Below are 20,808 nucleotides of genomic sequence, written 5' to 3' on the forward strand. Positions count from 1 at the left end.
CATATTCATTTCGACAACCGATTCCGGCATCCCCAAAATGCCTACCGACTGGCTACCCGGTTCGACCGCCATCCTCCATAATCCGGCATCCTGAAAGTCCGGTTTCATCCATGCGTCGCCTCGTCCTGCTCCTGTTCACTGCCCTGCTGACCGCCTGTGCCGCTCCGCCACCGGTGCCGACAGTACCCGCCCCGACGCCGAAACCACCGCTCAAGATTGCGCTGGTTCTGGGCGGCGGCGCGGCGCGCGGCTTTGCCCACATCGGCGTGATCAAGGCGCTGGAAGCCCAGGGCATCGTACCCAGCATGGTGGTGGGCACCAGCGCAGGATCGGTGGTGGGCGCACTCTATGCCTCGGGCATGAGCGGATTCGAACTGCAGAAGCAGGCCCTGGATATCCAGGAGAACATGGTGACGGACTGGGTCATGCCCAACCGGGGCGTATTGAAGGGCGAGGCGCTGCAGGACTTCATCAACCAGCAGGTGAAGAACCTGCCCATTCAGAGACTGCCGAAGCCCCTGGGGGTAGTGGCCACCGATCTGCAAAGCGGCGAGATGGTTCTCTTCCGCCAGGGGAACACGGGCATGGCGGTTCGTGCTTCCAGCGCCGTACCGGGCGTGTTCCAGCCCGTCGAGATCAACGGCCGGGATTACGTGGACGGCGGCCTCACCTCGCCTGTGCCGGCCCAGGCCGCGCGCGCCATGGGAGCGGACTTCGTCATCGCCGTGGACATTTCCAACGTCAACCGCCGCGACAAGCTCGCCGGCACACTGGACGTGCTGCTGCAGACCTTCGCCATCATGGGCCATACGATCAGCCGCCACGAACTGGAAGACGCGGACGTCGTCATCCGGCCGAAGACGGCTACGGTGAGCAGCACCGATTTCGCGGATCGCAATCTCGCCATCCTGGAAGGCGAGAAGGCCGCCGCCGCCGTCATGCCTGAACTCAAGGCCAAGCTCGCCCGGGCCCAGCAGCGCTGAAGACGGGTTTCCCGCACGCCGGGGAACGAGTTGGACAATAATTGCGGATGGCCCAGGCTCCCCCCACCCCCACGGCAAGCCCCCGTCCCCTGTCGGCGCTGGCTGGCCTGTGGCCCTTCCTGCGGCCCTACCGGGCCCGGCTTGCGCTGGCCTTCGTGCTGTTGTGCCTCGGGTCCGGAACCATCCTGCTGGTGCCGCTGGCGTTTCGCGATCTCGTCGACTTCGGCTTCTTCGGCAAGCCGGCGCAGCCAAACGGCGGCCTGCTCGGCGCCTTGAGCCTGAACGGGTATTTCATCGTCCTGTTCGGCCTGGCGTGCATCTGGGCGCTCGCCGTGGCGGCGCGCTACTACACCGTGGCCTGGATTGGCGAACGAGCGACTGCGGACCTGCGCAGCGCCGTATACGCGCGCGTGCTGACACAGTCGCCGCAATTCTTCGAGACCCTGCAGACCGGCGAAGTGCTGTCGCGGCTGACCGGCGACACGACGCTGGTGCAGACCGTGGTCGGCAGTTCGATTTCAATGGGCCTGCGCAGCCTGTTCCAGTTCATCGGCGGCATGATCATGCTGGCCGTCACCAGCCTCTATCTGTTTTCCCTCAACCTCGGCCTGATGGCGCTGCTGACGCTGCCCATCCTCGCCATCGGTCGCAAGGTCAGGAAACTCTCGCGGGAATCACAGGACAAGATCGCCGACGCCTCGGCGCTGGCGGGCGAAATCCTCAACGCCATGCCAACGGTACAGGCCTACACCCAGGAGCAGCAGGAAGCCCGGCGCTTCACCGCACGCACCGAAACCAGCTTCGTCACCGCGATCCGGCGCACGCGCGTACGTGCCGCGCTCACGGCACTCATCATCACCGCCGTGATGGGAACGATCATCTTCGTGCTGTGGATCGGCGCCCGCCAGGTGCACGACGGCATCATGACCGGCGGCGAACTGGCCTCCTTCGTCCTTTATGCGGCGCTGGTGGCCGGCGGCGTCGGCACCCTGTCGGAGGTGTGGGGCGACGTAATGCGTGCCGCCGGGGCGACGGAACGGTTGCTCGACCTGCTGCACGCCGAATCGGCCATCCACGAGGTGCCCAGCCCGCAAGCGCCGGCGCAGCCGGCCCGGGCGGCTATCCGCTTCGATCACGTCACGTTCCGCTACCCCGCCCATCCGGACACCGACGCGCTCCACGACATCCGCCTGGACATCCCGCCGGGCGAAAGCGTCGCGCTGGTCGGTCCCTCCGGGGCCGGCAAGACTACGCTGTTCCAGTTGCTACTGCGCTACTACGAGGTGTCCGAAGGGGCGATCCGGCTCAACGGACAGGACATCCGCCAGCTGAGCCTGCACGACCTGCGCCAGGGCATCGCCATCGTGCCGCAGGACCCGGTCATTTTTTCGGCCAATGCGCTGGAGAACATCCGTTATGGCCGCGCCACCGCGAGCGACGAAGACGTCCTGCAGGCGGCCCGGGCCGCCCTGGTGGACGAATTCATCGAGCGCCTGCCCGAGGGCTACCAGACCTTCCTCGGTGAACGCGGCACCCGCTTGTCCGGCGGCCAGCGCCAGCGCATCGCGATCGCCCGCGCCATCCTGAAAGGCGCACCGCTGCTGCTGCTCGACGAAGCCACCAGCGCCCTCGACGCGGAATCGGAAGCCCTGGTGCAACAAGGCCTCGGCGCCGCCATGCAAGGGCGCACCACGCTGGTCATCGCACACCGGTTGGCCACGGTACAGAAAGTCGACCGCATCGTGGTGATGGACGGCGGTCGGATCGTGGAAACCGGCACCCCGCAGGATCTGCGCAAACAGGGCGGGCTCTACGCGCGGCTGGCCGCGCTGCAACTCAACCAGTGATCGGCCGCATCCTGGCCGATGCATTCAGTTATTCCAGAACGGGCCGATACCCCTATTAAGAGAATGACACCGATGCGAGACCTGCTTGAACGCTTCCCCCGCCCCTGCCGCGAGCCCACGCTCCCGCGAGCCGACTGACGCGCCGGCGGCGGAAGAAACCCTGGCCGCGCACGCCAGGCGCGCGTTGCGCACCAGGGTGCGTACGCGGGTCACGGCCGTACTCGACGCCGGCATCGGCTTCTTGCAACGCCTGCGCACGAAAGCCGGCGGGGAGCCGGAGAAGACCGAGGACACCGATGACAGGCGCGGCGCCAGGCCGGACCGGTCGGAGGCGCGGCGCGGCGCTTCGGCTGCCCCGGTCGAGACGCCCACCGAAGCCCCCAAGCCGAAGCGCCGTCTGCGCGCACTCCTGATTTATGTCAGCGTGCTCCTGGTCGGCGGTGCCGGCGGCGGCGCCCTCGCCTATACACTGTTCCAGCAACAACTCGACCAGGTGCTCAACGACAGCCTGCGCCAGGAGGCCGCGCGCTCGAAGAAAACCCGGCCCAGTGCCGAAATCCAGAAGGCGTTCGACAACGAACAGACCCAGCGCGCCGACGCCGAGAAGAAATTGGCGGCGTCCATTGCCGCGTACTCGGCCGCTACGTCCGACGCCCATCGCCAGCTCGAAAACCTGATCGGCGAGCAGGTCGCGGAAAACCGGCGCCTGCAGGCGGCCCTGGCCGACTCGACCCAGTCCAGCGCTGAAACGCACAAAGCGCTGACGGAAGAACAGGCCAAGCGCACCGCAGCAGAGGAAAAGCTCGCCGAGTCCTCGAAGGCCATGGTCAAACAACAAAAGCAGCTTGACGCAGCAGAAAAGCAACTGGCCGCGCTCAACGTCGCCGAAGCCTCGCCCGGCGCCCGACGCGACCTGCTGGCCAGCCGCACCCATGACGAGCCGAGAAGCCGTCCGCTCAAGACGGGCAACTGCACGCTCGGCACGAATAACGTCGACGCGCTGAAGAACTGTATCGCAGACTTCAACCGGTAAGCCTCCAGCTCAACCGAAAGGCCACCTCGGTTGACGGCCTCCAATCGGCCAAAAACAGACCTTCAGACAAGAATAAGGCCGCGCAGGTTGTCGGAATACTTTACAGCTTCGCCTTCACGCAACATCACTTTCCAGAAGCACTCCACGTAAACATTGGCCTGTAGCTAAACCTTGCGGGTAGCATGCTTCATGCTTTGATTAATGGGCTGGTTGCCATGTGGCGTGGCTGTCTGTCAACGCGCCCCAACCAGACACCCGAGCACTGCCCTGCTCGGCTCAAACAAAATGGAAAAGAAAGTCATGAAAACCCCTCGTTTGGTATCAACGATTTGCGCCTTGGCAATCGGCTTGACTTTCCAGTCCGCTGCATGGGGATACTCCGTAGATGCTTCCTCGTTTTATATCTACAGGACTGGCCCCAACGGATTTACCAGTCAATCGGACGGCACCGCCACGGCCGCGAGCAACATCGTTCCGGGAGCAAGCGGCGTCGGGTCCAGCGTCCTCGCGCTTTACGGCCCCACAAATGGCCTCAGCCTTTCCGTTTCGGCTCAAGCCGTGCAGGACTACGGAACCTTTCACGGCCAGGCCTCTTCCGCGCTCGTGCGCGACTACACCGGAGGCAGCTTCGAAGTTTTGCAGGTTTTTGCCACTGGCAAGTTCGTCGAAACGCTGACGATCGCCGCGCCAGCCGGGGCGGCTGGGACGGACGGGAAATTGATGCTGGGATGGGACGTTACCGGCAGTAGTTCGAGCGGTACCAGCGGCGACGCTCACTTGAGCATAAGCGCACGAACGTCCGCGTCGCTTCCAAATACCAACAGCCAAACCACTAGCATCACCAGCAACGGACGATACTTCCTGTTCAGCCCGATCTCGTTCACCTTTGGAACGGCGTTCGATCTCACCGTCGACTCCGCCGTCTTCGCGGCCGTCGGGTACGACAACACGTCAAACACGGGGCCGGTCACTTTCAGCGACTCGGCATCCGCGGATTTCCTGCACACCGCTATCCTTTCCAGCGTCGGAGTGAGCGATGGCGCGGGGAATGCCCTTGCCAATTTCACAATCACTACGGGGTCGGGGCGGGCCTTTCCCGTAGCGGCGTCGATACCCGAACCCGAGTCCTACGCGATGATGCTTGCCGGCCTCGGCCTGCTCGGGTTTTTTGCGCGACGCAAGAAACAGCAAACCACCTAAATCGACTCTGTTGCACTCACACGGTCCCGTTTCTGCGGGGCCGTTGTTTTTTGCGGCTCGCGAAGTGCCGGATTGGGTCCTTAGAAGTCATTTCACTGCGCTGACAGCCACCCCCGCCATCCTCCATATTCCGTAATGTCCCGCGCATCGGCCACGCCGATGCCTTCGCAAATGAACCCGCTCACAACCGCCCCATCGGCCAGTTCCAGCTTGCCGATGCCGAGCGGCGCGGGGATGCCGGCGACGAAGGCACCGAACTGGCTGATGGGCATTTCCCATATTTCGCAGGCGATGGCGCCGCCGCCCTCCTGGACTTTGATAAGGCCTGGACGCTTGCCGTCGGACAGGGCGTAGAAACGGTATGTCGGCGCGGTCTGCGTCGTGGCGACCAGACGCGCGTTGCGCTCCGTGAGTTGATGGTTGAGCGGCAGGCCGCTGAGATGGGCGCCGACGACAGCGACCCGAACCTGGCCGCCAGGAAGCAGGTTCAAGGTTTCGGCGTCGGGCAGAACATGACCGGTGGCGCCCAGCTTGCCGCCGAGCGCCTGCTGCATTCTGGAAGCCAGGTGCAGCAGCGGACCGTCCTGATACGGCGGCGCGATGAGGGTGACGCCGAACGGCAGGCCATCATTCTGGAACCCGGCCGGCACGGCGGTGGCGGCGAGGTCGAGCAGGTTCATGAAGTTCGTGTAAGTGCCGAGATGGGAATTGAGGCGGATGGGATCGGCCAGCATCTCTTCAATCCGGTAGATCGTGCCGGCGGTGGGGGTGAGCAGTACGTCGATGTCGTTCCACACCGCATCGCACACCCGCTTGGCCGCACGTAATTTGTAGAAATGGGCGAAGGTATCGGCGGCGCTGATATCGCGGCCGCCGGCGATGATGGCGCGCACCGGCGGAAACACCTTGTCCGGCTGCGCATCGAAGAAGTCGCGGATGGCGAGGTAGCGCTCGGCCACCCAAGGGCCGTCGTAGAGCAGGCGCGCGGTGTCGAGGAAGGGGGCAAGATCGATTTCGACCGGCGTGCCGCCCAGCGCCTGCATGCGCTGCACCGCTTCGCCGAACAGGCGTTCCGCCTCGGCGTTGCCGAAGAACTGGAGGTCCTTCTGCATCGGCACGCCGAAACGAAAGCCGGCTGCGCGGCCGAAGTCGAAGCCGTGCGGCGCCAGCGGGCGCGCGTATTCATCGTCGGCGTCGAAACCGGCCGCCGCCGCCAGCACGCGCTCGGCATCCTCCGCGGTCAGCGTGAAGATCGACACCGCATCGAGCGAGCGGCAGGCGGGCACCACGCCGCGGGTGGAGAGCGCGCCGCAGCTCGGCTTGTGGCCGATCAGATGGTTGAACGCGGCGGGCACGCGGCCGGAACCGGCCGTGTCGGTACCGAGCGAAAAGCTCGCCAGGCCGAGCGCTACCGCCACCGCCGAACCGGAGCTGGAGCCGCCGGAGATGAAGTCGGGATCGAAGGCATTGCGGCAGGCGCCATAGGGTGAACGCGTGCCGTTCAAGCCGGTGGCGAACTGGTCGAGGTTGGTTTTGCCGAGCGGAATCGCGCCGGCATCGATCAGGCGCTGCACGGCTGTCGCGCTGCGTTCCGGTGTATAGGAAAACTCGGGACAGGCCGCGGTGGTAGGCAGGCCGGCAAGGTCGATATTGTCCTTGATGGCGAACGGGATGCCGTAGAGCGGCAGGCTCGCGATGTCCTTGCCTTCGAGTTTGCTTGCGTAGGTGCGCAGGGCGTCGTCGCCGAGACGGTTGATCCAGATGTGGTGGCTGTCTTCGCCGGCCATGCGTTCGATCAGCTCTTCCACCAATTGAAGCGGCGTGAGTGCGCCGGACTGGTAGCGCTGGCGCAGGCCCGCGATATCGAGCGAGATGTTCATGCGCACCTCACTCGCTCACCAGCACCAGCAGGTCCTGCCCGGCACTCACCTGCCCGCCTTCGCGGCAGAACACCTTGTGGATCCGGCCGTCGGACGGTGCCATCACGGCGAACTCCATCTTCATCGATTCGACGATGACGAGCGGATCGCCCTGCTTCACCTCGTCACCCGCCTCCACTTCCACCTTCCACACGTTGCCGGCGACGTGGCTGGCGATGGCGCGGCCGTTCTCGGGCAGGTCGAGTTCGCTGTCGGGCGCGGCTTCGGCCACCGTGATATCGCTGGCATAGTCGGCCTGGCCGCTGGCGCGCCAGCGTTCGCGCTCTGCGTCGAACGAGGCCTGCTGCTGCGACTTGAACGTGGCGATGGATTCGCTGTTGTCGGCGAGGAAGGCGTTGTATTCGCGCAGACTGAAGGTGGTTTCCTCGATCTTCAACTGATAGCGACCGAGAGGAAAATCCTCGCGGATCTTGAGCAGCTCGTCCTCGCTCACCGGGAAGAAGCGTACCTGGTCGAAGAAGCGCAGCAGCCACGGCTTGCCGTCGGTGAAGTCGGCGGTCTGGCGCCAGCGGTTCCACATCTGCAGGGTGCGGCCGACGAACTGGTAGCCGCCGGGACCTTCCATGCCGTAGACGCACATGTAGGCGCCGCCGATGCCGACGGCGTTTTCCGGAGTCCAGGTGCGGGCGGGGTTGTACTTGGTGGTGACCAGGCGATGGCGCGGGTCGACCGGGGTGGCCACCGGCGCGCCGAGGTAGACGTCGCCCAGTCCCATGACCAGGTAGCTGGCGTCGAAAACGATGCGCTTCACCTCTTCGATGGATTCGAGGCCGTTGATGCGGCGGATGAACTCGATGTTGCTCGGGCACCAGGGCGCGTCCTTGCGCACCGACTGCATGTATTTTTCGATCGCGAGTTGGGTGGCGGCGTCGTCCCACGACAGCGGGATGTGCACGATGCGGGTCGGCACCCGCATGTCCTCGATCGCGGGCAGCACCTTTTCCGCGACCAGCAGCAGCTCCATCAGTTTCGACAGCGGCAGCACGCGCGAATCGTAATGCACCTGTAGCGAGCGGATGCCGGGCGTGAGGTCGAGAATGCCCGGCACGGCGTCGGCCTGCAGTTTGGTCATCAGCGCATGCACGCGGAAGCGCAGGTTGAGATCGAGCACCAGCGGGCCATATTCGACCAGCAGGTATTTGTCGCCGGCGCGGCGGTAGACCACGGCAACGGGGTTGTCGGTTTCCGACGTATGGTGGAGAACGGGTTCGGCTAGCGGACCGTTGTCATTGATCAATTCAGGCGCAGCGAGGCCGGCGATGGCGGCGTCCTGCGCCGCTTCCATGCGCTCGGCCTGCGCCTGGCTCAAGCGCTTGAAGCGCACGGTGTCGCCCGGGCGCAGCTGGCCCATCTTCCACAGCTCGGCCTGCACGATGGTCGCCGGGCAGACGAAGCCGCCGAGGCTGGGGCCGTCCGGCCCGAGGATCACCGGCATGTCGCCGGTGAAGTCGACCGCGCCGATGGCGTAGGCGTTGTCGTGGATGTTGGACGGATGCAGCCCAGCCTCGCCGCCGTCCTTGCGTGCCCATTGCGGGCGCGGGCCGATCAGGCGCACGCCGGTGCGGCTCGAGTTGTAGTGCACCTCCCAGTCGGTGGCGAAGAACATCTCGATGTCGGCGTCGGTGAAGAAGTCCGGTGCGCCGTGCGGGCCGTAGAGCACGCCAATTTCCCAGGCGTGGCCGTAGGCGGGAATCAGCGAAGCGGGCAGCGCCTCGCCCATGGCCAAGGCGTCGGCTGCCTCGATATGCAGCACGTCGCCGACCCGCAGCGTTCGTCCGGCGTGACCGCCGAACTGGCCGAGCGTGAAGGTGGATTTGCTGCCGAGGTAATCCGGCACGTCGAAGCCACCGCGCACCGCGAGATAGGCGCGGCAGCCGGTGTCCTTGATCGCGCCAAGCTTCAGGATCGAACCGGCCTTCACCGCGTGCGCCGCCCAGTTGGCGAGCGGTACGCCGTCGAGCTCGGCGCCCATGTCAGCGCCGGCCAGCGCGATCCGCGCGTCACAGTTGAAGCGCAGCGTGGGGCCGGCCACCGTCAGTTCCAGCGCAGCTGAGCCCTCTTCGTTGCCAGCCAGCCTGTTGGCGAGCCGCAGCGCCAGCGCATCCATCGGCCCCGACGGCGGCACGCCGACGTCCCAGTAGCCCGTGCGGCCCGGCCAGTCCTGGATGCTGCTCTGCACGCCAGGCTCGATGACGTCGAGGGTCGCCGGGCGGTAGTGGAAGGCGTTGAGATAGCGCGTGGTCTGGCGCCCTTCGCCGAACACGCTGTCGCGCACGATCTGGCCGAGATAGCCGAGGTTGGTCTCGATGCCGCCGACCCGGGTGTGGGCCAGTACCTGCTGCATCTTGTTCAGCGCCTCGGCGCGGTCGATGCCCTTGACGATAATCTTCGCCACCATCGGATCGTAGAACGGCGGCACATCGGAACCGCGCTCGACCCAGGTTTCGATCCGTGCGTCCGACGGGAACACCACCTCGGTCAGCACGCCAGCGGCGGGCTGAAAATCCTTGGCCGGATCTTCGGCATAGAGGCGCACCTGCATCGAGGCGCCCTTGGGTTCGGCCTGGAAGCCGGACAAGTCCAGCTCGCCGGCAGCCTCCTTCACCATCCATTCGACCAGATCGACGCCAGTGACCTCTTCGGTGACGCCGTGTTCGACCTGCAGACGGGTGTTCACTTCGAGGAAATAGAATTCGCCGCTCTGCGTGTCGTAGACGAATTCGACCGTGCCGGCGGAACGGTAGCCGACCGCCTCGCCTAGGCGCACCGCGGTGGCGAGAAGATTGTCTCTTTGAATCTCCGTGAGGCCAGGCGCCGGGGTTTCCTCGATGACCTTCTGGTTGCGCCGCTGCACCGAACAATCCCGCTCGCCCAGCGCGACGACATGACCCTTGCCATCGCCGAAGATCTGCACCTCGATGTGGCGCGCATGCTCAACGTACTTCTCGAGGAAGATCCCGGCCTCCTTGAAGTTGGCGCGGGCCAGCCGCTCCACCGACTGGAAGGCTTCCACCAGTTCGTCGGCGCTCCAGATCAGGCGCATGCCGATGCCGCCACCGCCGGCGGTGCTCTTCAGCATCACCGGGTAGCCGATGCGCGCGGCTTCGGCCTGGGCGTGACCGGCGTCACCCAGCAATCCGGAACCCGGTAGCAACGGCACCTTGTTGTGTTCGGCGAGATCGCGCGCGGTGTGCTTGAGGCCAAAGGCGCGCATCTGCGCAGGGCTCGGCCCGATGAAGGCAATGCCGGCCACCGCGCAGTCCTCGGCGAAGCCGGGGTTCTCGGAGAGAAAGCCGTAGCCGGGGTGGATGGCCTGGGCACCGGTGGCCTGGGCCGCTTCGAGGATTTTCTCGGCACGCAGGTAGCTCTGCGCCGCCGGCGCCGGGCCGATCTCGACCGCTTCGTCGGCGAGACGCACGTGCAACGAATGGCGGTCCGCCTCGGAATACACGGCGACCGACTTCACCCCCATGGTACGCAGGGTGCGGATGATGCGGCAGGCGATGGCGCCGCGGTTGGCGATCAGGACCTTGTCGAACATGTGTGGCTTCCTTGCGGGTCGTCCCGCGTACAGTCTCCGCGACGGGGCGTCCCGCCGCTGATTGTTATTGGCTGGGCGCGTCCCAGATCAGCACCCGGATGGGCGTCGGGTTGTAGGCGTTGCAGGGGTTATTGAGCTGCGGACAGTTGGAGATCAGGCACAGCACGTCCATCTCGGCACGCATCTCCACGTACTTGCCGGGCGCCGACACGCCGTCGGCGAAGGTCAGGCCGCCTTCGGGCGTCACCGGCACGTTCATGAAGAAGTTGATGTTGCTGGTGATGTCGCGCTTGGTCAGGCCGCCGTCATAGTGCGCCAGCGCATGCAGGAAGCTGTCGCGGCAGGAATGCATCGGCCGCTTGTTCAGCGCATAGCGCACGGTGTTGCTCTCGCACGAGCAGGCGCCGCCAAGGGTATCGTGGCGGCCGCAGGTGTCGGCGGTGATCGTCAGCATCACCCTGCCTTCGGTCGACATCAGCTGCGTGCCGGCAGTGAGGTAGAGCGCGCCCTGCGCGCGCACGGTGTCGGCGGCGCTGTAGCGCTCATCGGGATCGCGCGCGTTGTAGAACAGGGTGTCGACCGCCTGGTTGCCTTCGAGGTCGAGGATGCGGAAGACCTGTCCCTTCTTGATTTCGTGGAGCCACGGATCGCCTGCATCGACGACGGCGTTATAGACGGCGGTCTTGGGATCGAATGGACTTTCGACGAGGTTGAAGCTGCTCATATCTGCCCTCAGCGATAAAGGATTTCGGTTTGGTAAAAGCCGCGCTGGTTTTCCGCGCAGGCGTTGCGGCAGACGTCGTCCGCACCCGGCGTGCCGCTCTTCCACGCAGTCAGCATGACGTCGCCCGGCGCGTAGTCGGGGCGCGGATCGAGCGGATGCGGTGCAGCGGACAGCACGACCAGCACATTCATCTCGAAGCGCAGGTCAAGGGTGGCGCCGGGACGCGAGTTCGTCTCGTCGAAGTGCAGCCGTCCGGCCTCGTCGGCAACGGCCTTGCTGAAGAAGTTCACGTTCGGGACCACATCGCGCTTGCCCAGCCCCCACTTGCCGAGTTCGATCAGCAGGCTGTCGCGGCCGTTGCGGTACATGGCATTGCGGCGGGTCTGATAGGTCGTTTCGCCGTATTTCGCCTTGACCATCTCGGCGTTGCTGACGCCGCACACGGTGTCATGCCAGCCGCAGGTGTCCGTGATCATCGAGCACAGCACGTGACCCATGTCGGAATAGAGTGCATGCCCTGTCGTCAGGTGCGCCGTGTGCTGCGCCTTCAGGGTGTCAGGCATGTTGTAGCGTTCGAGCTTTTCCTCGGCGTTGTAGAACAGCGCCGCGACGTTGGCGCGTCCGCTCAGATCGGTGAGCCGCAGCGCGTTGCCGCGGCGGAGCACGCCCGACCAGTGGCAGCCGCCGGGGAGCGCTTCTTCCCACAGGAACAGCTCCGGAGGGATGGGATTAAGATTTTGTGCCATGTGAAGTCAAGTCGATGGATTAGGGGGCGGCGGCCGGCGCGTGCAGGGGCGGGATGACCGCCGCCAGCAGTTGCAGGCGGCCCGTGATGACGCCGCGCTGGGCCAGCATTTCATTGGTGATGGCCTGGAGCTTGGCAGCCGGGCCCTGGACCAGGATCACCTCCAGCATCTGGTCCTCGGTCAGGTGCACATGCAGCGAGCTGATGACCTCGGCGACGTGGTGGTACTGGATGTCCGCCAACCGTCCCTGCAGGCTGCGGGTGGCGCGGTTGTACAGCAGGGTGAGGGTGCCCGCCATGACCTCGTTGCCGAGGCCGCGCTTGTGCTCGGCCAGCTGGTAATTGACCATTTCGCCGATCGCCTGCGAGCGGCTGCCGTAGCCGCGGCTCTCGACCATGCCGTCCAGTTCGGCCAGCAGGTCGGGCGGCAGCGAGACGCTGATGCGGCTGACCAGCGTGGACACCTTGTCCTCTTTCGTCGTCATGGTGATCCTGTCCGGGCTTTCAGAACATGTAGCTGTAGCGTTCCACTTCCCACTTGCTCACGGACAGGTGGTAGGCCTCCCACTCCTCGGTCTTGTAGCGGATGAACTCGTCGCGTAGTTCCTTGCCCAGGGTGGCCTCGACCAGCGGGTCGGCGGCGAAGGCGGCGACCGCCTCCTGCAGGGTCTGCGGCAGGAACTCGATGCCGCGCGCGCGGCGCTCGTCGTCACCGATGGCATACAGGTTGTCCTCGTTCGGGTTGCCGGGATTCAGCCCCTCGCGGACGCCTTCCAAGCCGGCGGCCAGGACGAGCGTTGCGGCGAGGTAGGGGTTGACCGCGCCGTCGGCGTTGCGCGATTCGCAGCGGCCGCCGCCGGCCGGGATACGGACCGAGTTGGTGCGGTTGTTGGAGCCCCAGGAATTGAACACCGGCGCCCAGGAAAAGTAGCTCATGGCGCCGCGCCGGACCAGGCGCTTGTAGCTGTTCACCGTCGGCGCGAACACCGCGCACAGGGCGCGGCCATGCTTGAGGATGCCGGCCACGAAGCTGTAGCCGAGCAGGGTCAGGCCGATGCCGTGGGGATCATCCTCGGGCGCGCAGGCGAACAGGTTCCTGCCGGTCGCGAGTTCGTAGATCGACATGTTGAAGTGGGCGCCGTTTCCGGTCTTGTCGGCGAACGGCTTGGGCATCATGGTGGCGAGCAGGCCTTCCTCCTTGGCGTAGTGCTTGGCCATGAAGCGGAAGAAGGTCAGCCGGTCGCAGGTGGTCAGCGCGTCGGCGTAGTTGAAGTCGAACTCGAACTGGCCGTTGGCATCCTCGTGGTCGAAGGAGTACAGGTCCCAGCCGAGGTCGTTGATGGACGTCGCCACCTTGTCCAGCCAGGAGAAGTTGTCGACGAAGCCGCGCACGTCGTAGCAGGGCTTGGTCAGCTTGTCGTCGGCGACCGGCACCGACAGGCTGCCATTCTCGTTCTGTTTCAACAGGAAGATCTCGCACTCGATGCCCAGGTTCATGCCGTAGCCGAGCTTGGCCGCCTCGGCCAGCTGGTTCTTCAGCGCGACGCGGGTGTTCAAGGCGTAGGGCTTGCCCTGGAAATGGTTGTCGGCAGGAATCCAGGCGATCTTCGGTTCCCACGGCAGCTGGATGGCGCGGTCGAGATCCGGCACCGAGGTTAGCTCGTCGTCGTTGGGCGCCTGGCCGAGGCCGTCCAGCGCGTAGCCGGTGTAGCGCTCGGACCCCCTGGCCATCTGGCCGAGGTGGCTGATCGGCACGACCTTGGCCTTGGGCACGCCGTGGATGTCGACGTAGGCGCCGATGCAGTATTTCACGCCCTTGTCGATCAGCTCGCGCTGCAGCTGGGCCGTCGCTTCGGCCGGAGGGTGGGCGCTGGGGCTCGGTTTTTCCAGCACGGCGGTGTCGTCGATTGTGTTCATGATGCGTCCTTGTCTATCGGGTTGGAGCGGCGGGGACGGCGTCCCCGAAATAGGAATGCTCGAGTGGCGGCGTCTCGACGCTGCCCGTGCGAACCAGTGCGGTGAGGTCGGCCACCAGCCAGTCGAACCAGCGCCGGCCTTTCTCCACACTGGCGAGGCTGGGCGTGCCGGTGACGCCGTTGGCGCTGGTGCGGTTGACCGGGTGGGCGAAGATGCAGCCGCAGGTGCGGTCGGGGTCGTCGGCATCAAGCAGCTTGTCGGGACGCACGCCCTCAGGGGCGATGGCCAGCATGATCGAGGTCTCGGCGTCGTTGGCGTGCCAGTCGGCGGCGTCGGCCGAATGGAACGCGCGCACGCGCTCGCTGAGGGTCGCGGTGTTGATCACCGCCACCATCAGGTCGTCGTGCTCGGCGCGCAGCATCTCCAGGGCGCAGCGCAGCGGCGCGGCATTGGTGACATGGGCGTTGACGATGAACAGCCGACGCACCCCGCCGTGATACGCCCAGTCGCCGATCTGCTTGACCAGTTCGATGAGGGTGATCGGTTGCAGCGCAATCGTACCGGGCCAGCGCCGGCTGTGGCCGAGCGAGCAGCCGTAGGGCAGCGTGGGCAGCATGGGCACGCCGGTCTGCGCGGCGACCGCAGCGCAGAGTTCCTCGGCGATCACGAAATCGACGCCGCAGCCCAGATGCGGACCGTGCTGCTCGGTGGCGCCCACCGGCAGGAGGGCGGCGCGGCCGCAGCGGGCCAGCACGTCGGGGAGTTCGGACCAGGTGAGATCGGACCAGCGCATGTTCAGTCCTTACTCGACATTGTCGTGCACGTCGGTGAAGCGGATCATGTGCGGCTTCACGGCCTGCTCGTCTTCCGGCAGCGGCTCCGGCGCCGGGTGGATGAGTTCCTCCAGGCGCGCCTTGGTGGCGCGGAATTCCGGCGAGTTGAACTGGCCGGGCGTGCGCGGCCGCGGCACCGGCACCTCGATCACCTCCTGCACCTCGCCGGGATGCGCCTTCAGCACCAGGATGCTGTCGGCGAGGTAGATCGCCTCGTCGAGGTCGTGGGTGATGAACAGCACCGTGATGTCGATGTTGCGCCAGATGTCGATCAGGTGCGACTGCATCTTGGCGCGGGTCTGGGCGTCCAGCGCGCCGAACGGCTCGTCCATGAGCAGGATGCGCGGCTGGTTGACCAGGGCGCGGGCGATGGCGACGCGCTGGCGCATGCCGCCGGAGAGCTGGTGCGGATAGGCGTCGGCGAATTTCTCGAGGCCGACCAGTTCCAGCCAGAGCTGGGCATCGCGCTCGGCCTGGTCGCGGCCATGCCCTTTCATATGGGGGCCGAACATGACGTTCTTCTTGACCGTCAGCCAGGGGAACAGCGAGTAGCCCTGGAACACCATGCCGCGGTCCTGGCCCGGCCCGGTGATCGGCTTGCCGTCGAGCAGGGCTTCGCCCGACGTGTGCTTGTCGAGACCGGCCAGGATGCGGATCAGGGTCGACTTGCCGCAGCCGGAGGGGCCGATGACGCAGACGAACTCGCGTTGGCGGACGCTGAAGTCGATGCCGCGCAGGGCCTCGACCTCGCCCTGCTGGGAGCGGAAGCGCTTGCCGAGCTTGCGCACCTCCAGAATGGTGTCGCGCTGGCGGATGCGCTCGAAGCGCGCCCGGACGGCGTCGGACTGGTCGAGATAGCTGGGCAGGATGGGTTCCATCAGGTTCATGCGCATGTCCTCATTGCCGGTCCTGGGTGCGGTCCCAGGGGAACAGCCGCCGGCCGAGCCGGGCCAGGATCAGGTCGCTGCCGAACCCGATGATGCCGATGGTCATGATGGCGGCGTAGACGTTGTCGAAATGCTGGTAGCGGGCCTGCTGGGTGATGAACCAGGTGATGCCCGAGCTGGTGCCGATCAGTTCGGCCACGATCAGGTAGGTCCAGGCCCAGCCGAGCAGGATGCGCTGGTCGCGGTAGAGATCGGGCAGGATGCCCGGCACCACCACCTTGCTCAGCAGCTTGAGATTCTTGCTGCCCAGGGTGCGAGCGGCTTCGATCAGCGTGGTCTCCAGCTTGCGGGTGGTGTTGGCGATAATCAGCACCTGCTGGAACAGGGTGCCGATGACGATGATCGCGATCTTGGGACCGTTGTAGATGCCCAGGATGGCCACCGCCAGGGCACCGAATGCCGGCGCCGGCAGGTAGCGGAAGAATTCGATGAAGGGCTCGTTCAGGCGGCCCAGGGTCGCGTAGGTGCCGGACAGGATGCCGAGTGGCACGCCGATGAGCGACGAGAGCAGGAAGCCCCAGAAGATGATCTGGATGCTGTGCCACAGGCTGGCGGGCATCGAAGGCACATCCGTGTTGCTCGGCGGATTCACGAAACCGTTGTAGAAGGCCTTCGCCACGTCGTCGGGCGCCGGCAGGTAAATCGGGTTGGACGGCCGACCCTGAGGCGGGGCGAGGTGCGCCTGCTGCATGTTGGCAACCTCTTCCTGGAACATGGCCTTGTCCACCAGCATGTCGACCTGGAAGTAATCCACGCCGCCCGGATCGGTGACGAGCACCTTGGGATGCCAGATGAACGGGGTATAACTGATGAGGCACCAGGCCAGCAACGGCAGCAGAAACGAGCCGGTTCCGAGCAGCGCACGCCTGCGGGCATCCACATCCGCGCTGCCTCCGAACCATTTGGCAATCATGTTCATCTCCGCTCCGTCGTCAGGCTGGGTGGGTGGGTCAAAGGATCACTTGGCGTGGGTGAAGGACGGATCGATGTAGCTGTCGATGTCCTGGTGCGTCTTGTAGACCCCGTTGGCGACGTTGAAGTCGTCGGCCACCTTGGACGACCCATAGAGCGAGCCGAAGCCGGCCGCCTTGACGTAGACCTTCCTGCCGTCGGCCAGGCTCAGTAGATGGGTACCCTTGAGCAGGGGCAGGTAGACTTGCGGCGTGACGCCGACCCGGGCGGCCATGATCTTGACGGCATCGGGCTGGGTCTTGGGATCGTTGATGTATTTCACGACGTGGTCCCACACCTTGACCACCTTGAGCCACTCGGCCTTGTGCTGCTTGGCGCTGGCCGGATTGACCGCGAGCACGTCGTAGATCAGGCCGGGTTCGTTGGCCGAGGTGTAGACCGGACGCGAGCCGGGCACGGCCTTCATGGCCTGGCCGGCGATCGGCTGCCAGGCGCCGATCGCGGCGACGTCGCCGGAGGCAAGGACCTGTGGCATCTCGTTGGTCTTGGCGTTGACCAGGGTGACGTCCGATTCCTTCATGCCGGCCTTCTTCAGACCATTGAGCAGCAGCAGGTGCTCGACCAGCCCCTCTTCGACGGCGACCTTCTTGCCCTTGAGTTCCTTCAGCGACTTGATGCCGGGCTTGGCGACGATCATGTCGTTGCCGTTGGAATAGTCGGTCAGCATGATCATGACGCTCTTGCCGCCGGCCGCGCCGGTGACCAGGGCATCGCCGTTGGTCATGGTCACCGCGTCGATCTTGCCGGCCGAAAAGGCGTCCATGGAGGCGGAATAATCGAACCATTCGAAGTCGACCGCGACCCCGGCTTCCTTGAACCAGCCCTTGTCGATCGCGACCTGCCAGGCGACCCAGCCCGGCCAGTCGCTGTAACCGATCTTGAGGGGCTGGGCGGCATGGGCCGAAATCGACATGGCCACCGCGGCAGGAATTACCAGACGGGTGAACAACGTCTTCAGGGTACTTCTGATGTGCTTCACATTCATGGTGGACTCCTTGATATGAGGTATTACTGAAATGAATATTCGTAATATTCACTTACCTAATAGCAACCCCCATGCCACGGCTTGCAATTCAATCTATCCATATGAATACAAAGCATTAATCAACAGACCACGCCTATTTTTACAGCATGAAACGGGCATTCTTTTAGTGCGACATGCATGGGCACATGCACCGTTTTGGCGTTAATGAAAGGAAAGGGGACGGGTATGGGAGCCCATCAAGAGCGGTCGTCCCAATCTGAACGAGAGCAGGCACTGCAACCAAGCGGAAGGCATGGATTGAGCGGTGCCGTGAATGTGGGGATTGATCGCCAATAAAAAGGGCGCCCCGCAAGGCGCCCCAAACTTCCATCGAGAAAGGAAGGCTTACATGCTGTAGGCACGCTCGCCATGCTGGGTGGTATCCAGACCTTCGCGCTCCTGTTCTTCCGGCACGCGCAGACCAATGGTGATATCCACCAGCTTGTAGCAGATGAACGCCACCACACCCGACCAGACCAGCGCGGTCAGCACCGCTTGTGCCTGAATCCAGAGCTGGGTAGCGATATCGGTGTTGACCACCGTGTTGTTCACATAGTCAACGATGCCAGTGCCGCCCAGGCTCCAGTTGTTGAACACGCCCGTCAGCAGTGCGCCGAGGATGCCCCCGATGCCGTGCACGCCGAACACGTCCAGCGCATCGTCCGCGCCCAGCAGCTTCTTCAGCCCGGTGACACCCCACAGGCACACCACACCTGCCAGCGCACCGATGGCCAGCGCGCCGCCCACGCCCACCCAGCCGCAGGCCGGGGTGATGGCGACCAGACCCGCCACGGCGCCTGATGCGGCACCCAGCATGGAGGGCTTGCCCTTGAGCAGCCATTCGGCAAAGCTCCAGGTCAAGGCAGCCGCGGCGGTCGCATTCAGCGTATTGATGAACGCCAGCGCAGCCGTGCCGCCCGCTTCCAGCGCAGAACCTGCGTTGAAACCGAACCAGCCCACCCACAGCAGCGAGGCGCCGATCATGGTCATGGTCAGGCTGTGCGGCGTCATCGATTCCTTGCCGTAACCGATGCGCTTGCCCACCACGAACGCACCGACCAGACCCGCGATCGCAGCATTGATGTGCACGACCGTGCCGCCGGCGAAGTCGAGCGCACCTTTTTGGAACAACCACCCCGCCTTCGCCGTTTCCGTGGCCAGGCTGGCGGCATCCTTGATCGCATCCGGGCCGGTCCAGAACCACACCATGTGCGCCATGGGGATGTAGGAGAACGTGAACCACAGCGCGGAGAACAGCAGCACCGCCGAGAACTTCATGCGCTCGGCAAACGAGCCGACGACCAGGGCAACCGTGATGGCCGCGAACGTGGCCTGGAAGGCAACAAAGGCAAACTCCGGAATCACCACGCCCTTGCTGAAGGTTGCCGCATTCGCCACGCTGCCGTCGGTCGGATTGAAGATGCCTTTCAGCAACAGGCGATCGAATCCGCCGAAGAAGGCATTGCCCTCGGTGAATGCCAGTGAATAGCCATAGATCGCCCACAACACCACAATGAGCGAGAAGATGGAAAACACCTGCATCAACACCGACAGCATGTTCTTGCTGCGCACCAAGCCGCCGTAGAACAGTGCGAGTCCGGGGATCGACATCATGATGACCAGGACCGTCGACAGCAGCATCCAGGACGTATCGCCCTTGTTGGGGGTCGGTGCGGCCGCAGGCGCGGCAGGTGCAGCTACAGGGGCCGCGGCGGCGGGCGCCTGAGTGGCCTCTGCCGGCGCCGCGGCAGCGGGAGCCGGCGCGGCCTGGCTTTCGGTCGCCTGCGCTGCGGGGGCAGCAGGGGCGTCCTCAGCCAGGACCAGGTTGGGAGACAGCAGGGCAAACATCAGGCCCAACGAAGCAAATAGCTTTTTCATGTTTATGCTCCTCACAGGGCGTCGGGGCCGGATTCGCCCGTGCGGATGCGCACGACCTGCTCCAGGCTGGTGACAAAAATCTTGCCGTCGCCGATCTTGCCGGTGTTGGCCGACTTCTCGATCGCCTCGATCACGCGCTCCAGCAACTCGGCCTTGATGGCCACCTCGATCTTCACTTTGGGCAGGAAGTCGACCACGTACTCCGCACCGCGATACAGTTCGGTGTGGCCCTTCTGGCGCCCAAATCCCTTTACTTCCGTGACCGTCAAGCCGGTGACGCCGATGGCAGACAACGCCTCCCGCACCTCGTCCAGCTTGAACGGCTTGATGATTGCCGTTACGAATTTCATGATGTCTCCCAAGTTAGGGCAAGAAAGTAATGGAGCAGTTGCGTGAACCGCCCCGGTTGGTCAGCGCATTAGAAAGCCTTGGAAATCCACACGGTGGTCGCAGCCTTGCCCAGATACTTGCCATTTGCGTCAGTCCAGAACCTCTTCTCCGCATCGGTGTCGGTGTACGCCACGCCCAAGGTCATGCCGGACGTCTGCTTGGCCAGCTTGCCCAGGTCATACGTTGCACTAACCTTCCAGTCCTTGTAGTCCGGGGTAACGGCAGCATATTGAGAATCGTTTTTGAAGTTGAAGGTCCCCCAATGCGCACCCAGGATCAGGCCGGTATCTGCGACGGGCAGGCTGGCGGAAAGATCCAGGTAGCCGGAACCATTGGCATTCGGACCAACGCCAAACACCGAGTCACTCAGATAGTAGGAATACTTGGCGGTAAACCATTTCCAGCCCACGGACGCATAGGCTTCCGAGGTCCACGCACCCGGCAGCCCGCCACCATTTTTACTGCCCGGGTACATATAGCGGATTGCCCCCACGTCATAGCTGACGGGTCCGATAGCATTCCGGTAGCCACCATAGAGATCGAGTTCCATGCTGCCGCTGGTGTAATTCTGGAATCCGGTCAGCCAGCTCACGTTGGAACCCCAGGTACCGAGGTAGAAACCACTGCTGTGCGAATAATCGAAACCACCCTGAATGGCAGGATCACCGGCAGTCTGCGAAATACCACGGAAGACATAATTGGAGGTGAGGCTGACATTGGCACTCAGGGTATGCGGCGAAGCGGGTTCATCCGCCATGGCGAAGGCGGGCGCGCCCACCAGACCAGTCAGAACCAAAGCGTGTACGAGTTTTCTCATGAATTTCTCCTGTTTGA

General features: G+C 64.5%; 17 protein-coding genes. 4 read left to right on the top strand and 13 right to left on the bottom strand.

The features are described from left to right. The first annotated feature begins 110 nt into the window (after positions 1-110). The 4 genes from B058_RS0113435 to B058_RS18190 all read left to right on the top strand — a co-directional run bounded on the left by B058_RS0113435 (position 111) and on the right by B058_RS18190 (position 5,063). The gene (locus tag B058_RS0113435; RefSeq protein ID WP_018509009.1) at positions 111-983 is read left to right on the top strand and encodes a patatin-like phospholipase family protein; all 873 of its coding nucleotides are present in this window, start codon (positions 111-113) and stop codon (positions 981-983) included. A 47-nt stretch (positions 984-1,030) separates the two neighbouring features. After that, positions 1,031-2,830 (top strand): ABC transporter transmembrane domain-containing protein, encoded by a 1,800-nt coding sequence (locus B058_RS0113440; protein WP_018509010.1) that lies wholly within the window; start codon positions 1,031-1,033, stop codon positions 2,828-2,830. A gap of 85 nt (positions 2,831-2,915) precedes the next feature. Beyond that, positions 2,916-3,863 carry a hypothetical protein gene (locus B058_RS0113445; RefSeq protein ID WP_157265885.1) on the top strand — a complete coding sequence of 316 codons (948 nt, stop codon included), beginning with the start codon at positions 2,916-2,918 and terminating at the stop codon, positions 3,861-3,863. A 285-nt stretch (positions 3,864-4,148) separates the two neighbouring features. Further along, positions 4,149-5,063, top strand: a complete 915-nt coding sequence (locus B058_RS18190; RefSeq protein WP_081616803.1) for a PEP-CTERM sorting domain-containing protein — start codon at positions 4,149-4,151, stop codon at positions 5,061-5,063. A 92-nt stretch (positions 5,064-5,155) separates the two neighbouring features. Here B058_RS18190 and atzF read toward each other — a convergent pair whose 3' ends face one another. From atzF to B058_RS0113515, 13 genes are all read right to left on the bottom strand, one after another. Continuing rightward, positions 5,156-6,943 (bottom strand): allophanate hydrolase, encoded by a 1,788-nt coding sequence (gene atzF, locus B058_RS0113455; RefSeq protein ID WP_018509013.1) that lies wholly within the window; start codon positions 6,941-6,943, stop codon positions 5,156-5,158. Positions 6,944-6,950: 7 nt separating this feature from the next. After that, complete coding sequence (gene uca, locus B058_RS0113460; RefSeq protein WP_018509014.1) at positions 6,951-10,544, bottom strand: urea carboxylase; 3,594 nt, start codon at positions 10,542-10,544, stop codon at positions 6,951-6,953. A 64-nt stretch (positions 10,545-10,608) separates the two neighbouring features. Then, complete coding sequence (locus B058_RS0113465; protein ID WP_018509015.1) at positions 10,609-11,268, bottom strand: urea amidolyase associated protein UAAP2; 660 nt, start codon at positions 11,266-11,268, stop codon at positions 10,609-10,611. Positions 11,269-11,276: 8 nt separating this feature from the next. Beyond that, complete coding sequence (locus tag B058_RS0113470) at positions 11,277-12,014, bottom strand: urea amidolyase associated protein UAAP1 (RefSeq protein ID WP_018509016.1); 738 nt, start codon at positions 12,012-12,014, stop codon at positions 11,277-11,279. Positions 12,015-12,033: 19 nt separating this feature from the next. After that, entirely contained in the window at positions 12,034-12,498 is a 465-nt protein-coding gene (gene nikR / locus B058_RS0113475; RefSeq protein WP_018509017.1) for a nickel-responsive transcriptional regulator NikR, read from the bottom strand. Positions 12,499-12,517: 19 nt separating this feature from the next. Further along, complete coding sequence (glnT, locus tag B058_RS0113480) at positions 12,518-13,930, bottom strand: type III glutamate--ammonia ligase (protein WP_018509018.1); 1,413 nt, start codon at positions 13,928-13,930, stop codon at positions 12,518-12,520. Between the two features lie 13 nt (positions 13,931-13,943). Beyond that, the gene (locus B058_RS0113485; protein ID WP_018509019.1) at positions 13,944-14,723 is read right to left on the bottom strand and encodes a creatininase family protein; all 780 of its coding nucleotides are present in this window, start codon (positions 14,721-14,723) and stop codon (positions 13,944-13,946) included. 9 nt (positions 14,724-14,732) lie between these two features. Further along, positions 14,733-15,650, bottom strand: a complete 918-nt coding sequence (locus B058_RS0113490; RefSeq protein ID WP_018509020.1) for an ABC transporter ATP-binding protein — start codon at positions 15,648-15,650, stop codon at positions 14,733-14,735. A 10-nt stretch (positions 15,651-15,660) separates the two neighbouring features. Continuing rightward, positions 15,661-16,623, bottom strand: a complete 963-nt coding sequence (locus B058_RS0113495) for an ABC transporter permease (protein WP_026240925.1) — start codon at positions 16,621-16,623, stop codon at positions 15,661-15,663. A gap of 45 nt (positions 16,624-16,668) precedes the next feature. Continuing rightward, positions 16,669-17,667, bottom strand: coding sequence for an ABC transporter substrate-binding protein (locus B058_RS0113500; RefSeq protein ID WP_018509022.1), 999 nt, complete (start codon positions 17,665-17,667; stop codon positions 16,669-16,671). Positions 17,668-18,051: 384 nt separating this feature from the next. Then, positions 18,052-19,584 (bottom strand): ammonium transporter, encoded by a 1,533-nt coding sequence (locus B058_RS0113505; protein WP_018509023.1) that lies wholly within the window; start codon positions 19,582-19,584, stop codon positions 18,052-18,054. A gap of 11 nt (positions 19,585-19,595) precedes the next feature. Continuing rightward, positions 19,596-19,934, bottom strand: coding sequence for a P-II family nitrogen regulator (gene glnK / locus B058_RS0113510; protein WP_018509024.1), 339 nt, complete (start codon positions 19,932-19,934; stop codon positions 19,596-19,598). A gap of 68 nt (positions 19,935-20,002) precedes the next feature. Then, on the bottom strand, positions 20,003-20,791 hold the full coding sequence (locus B058_RS0113515) for a TorF family putative porin (protein WP_018509025.1): 789 nt from the start codon (positions 20,789-20,791) through the stop codon (positions 20,003-20,005). Positions 20,792-20,808 lie beyond the last annotated feature (17 nt).

Origin of the sequence: Thiobacillus thioparus DSM 505 (assembly GCF_000373385.1) — a bacterium.
GTDB classification, from domain to species: domain Bacteria; phylum Pseudomonadota; class Gammaproteobacteria; order Burkholderiales; family Thiobacillaceae; genus Thiobacillus; species Thiobacillus thioparus.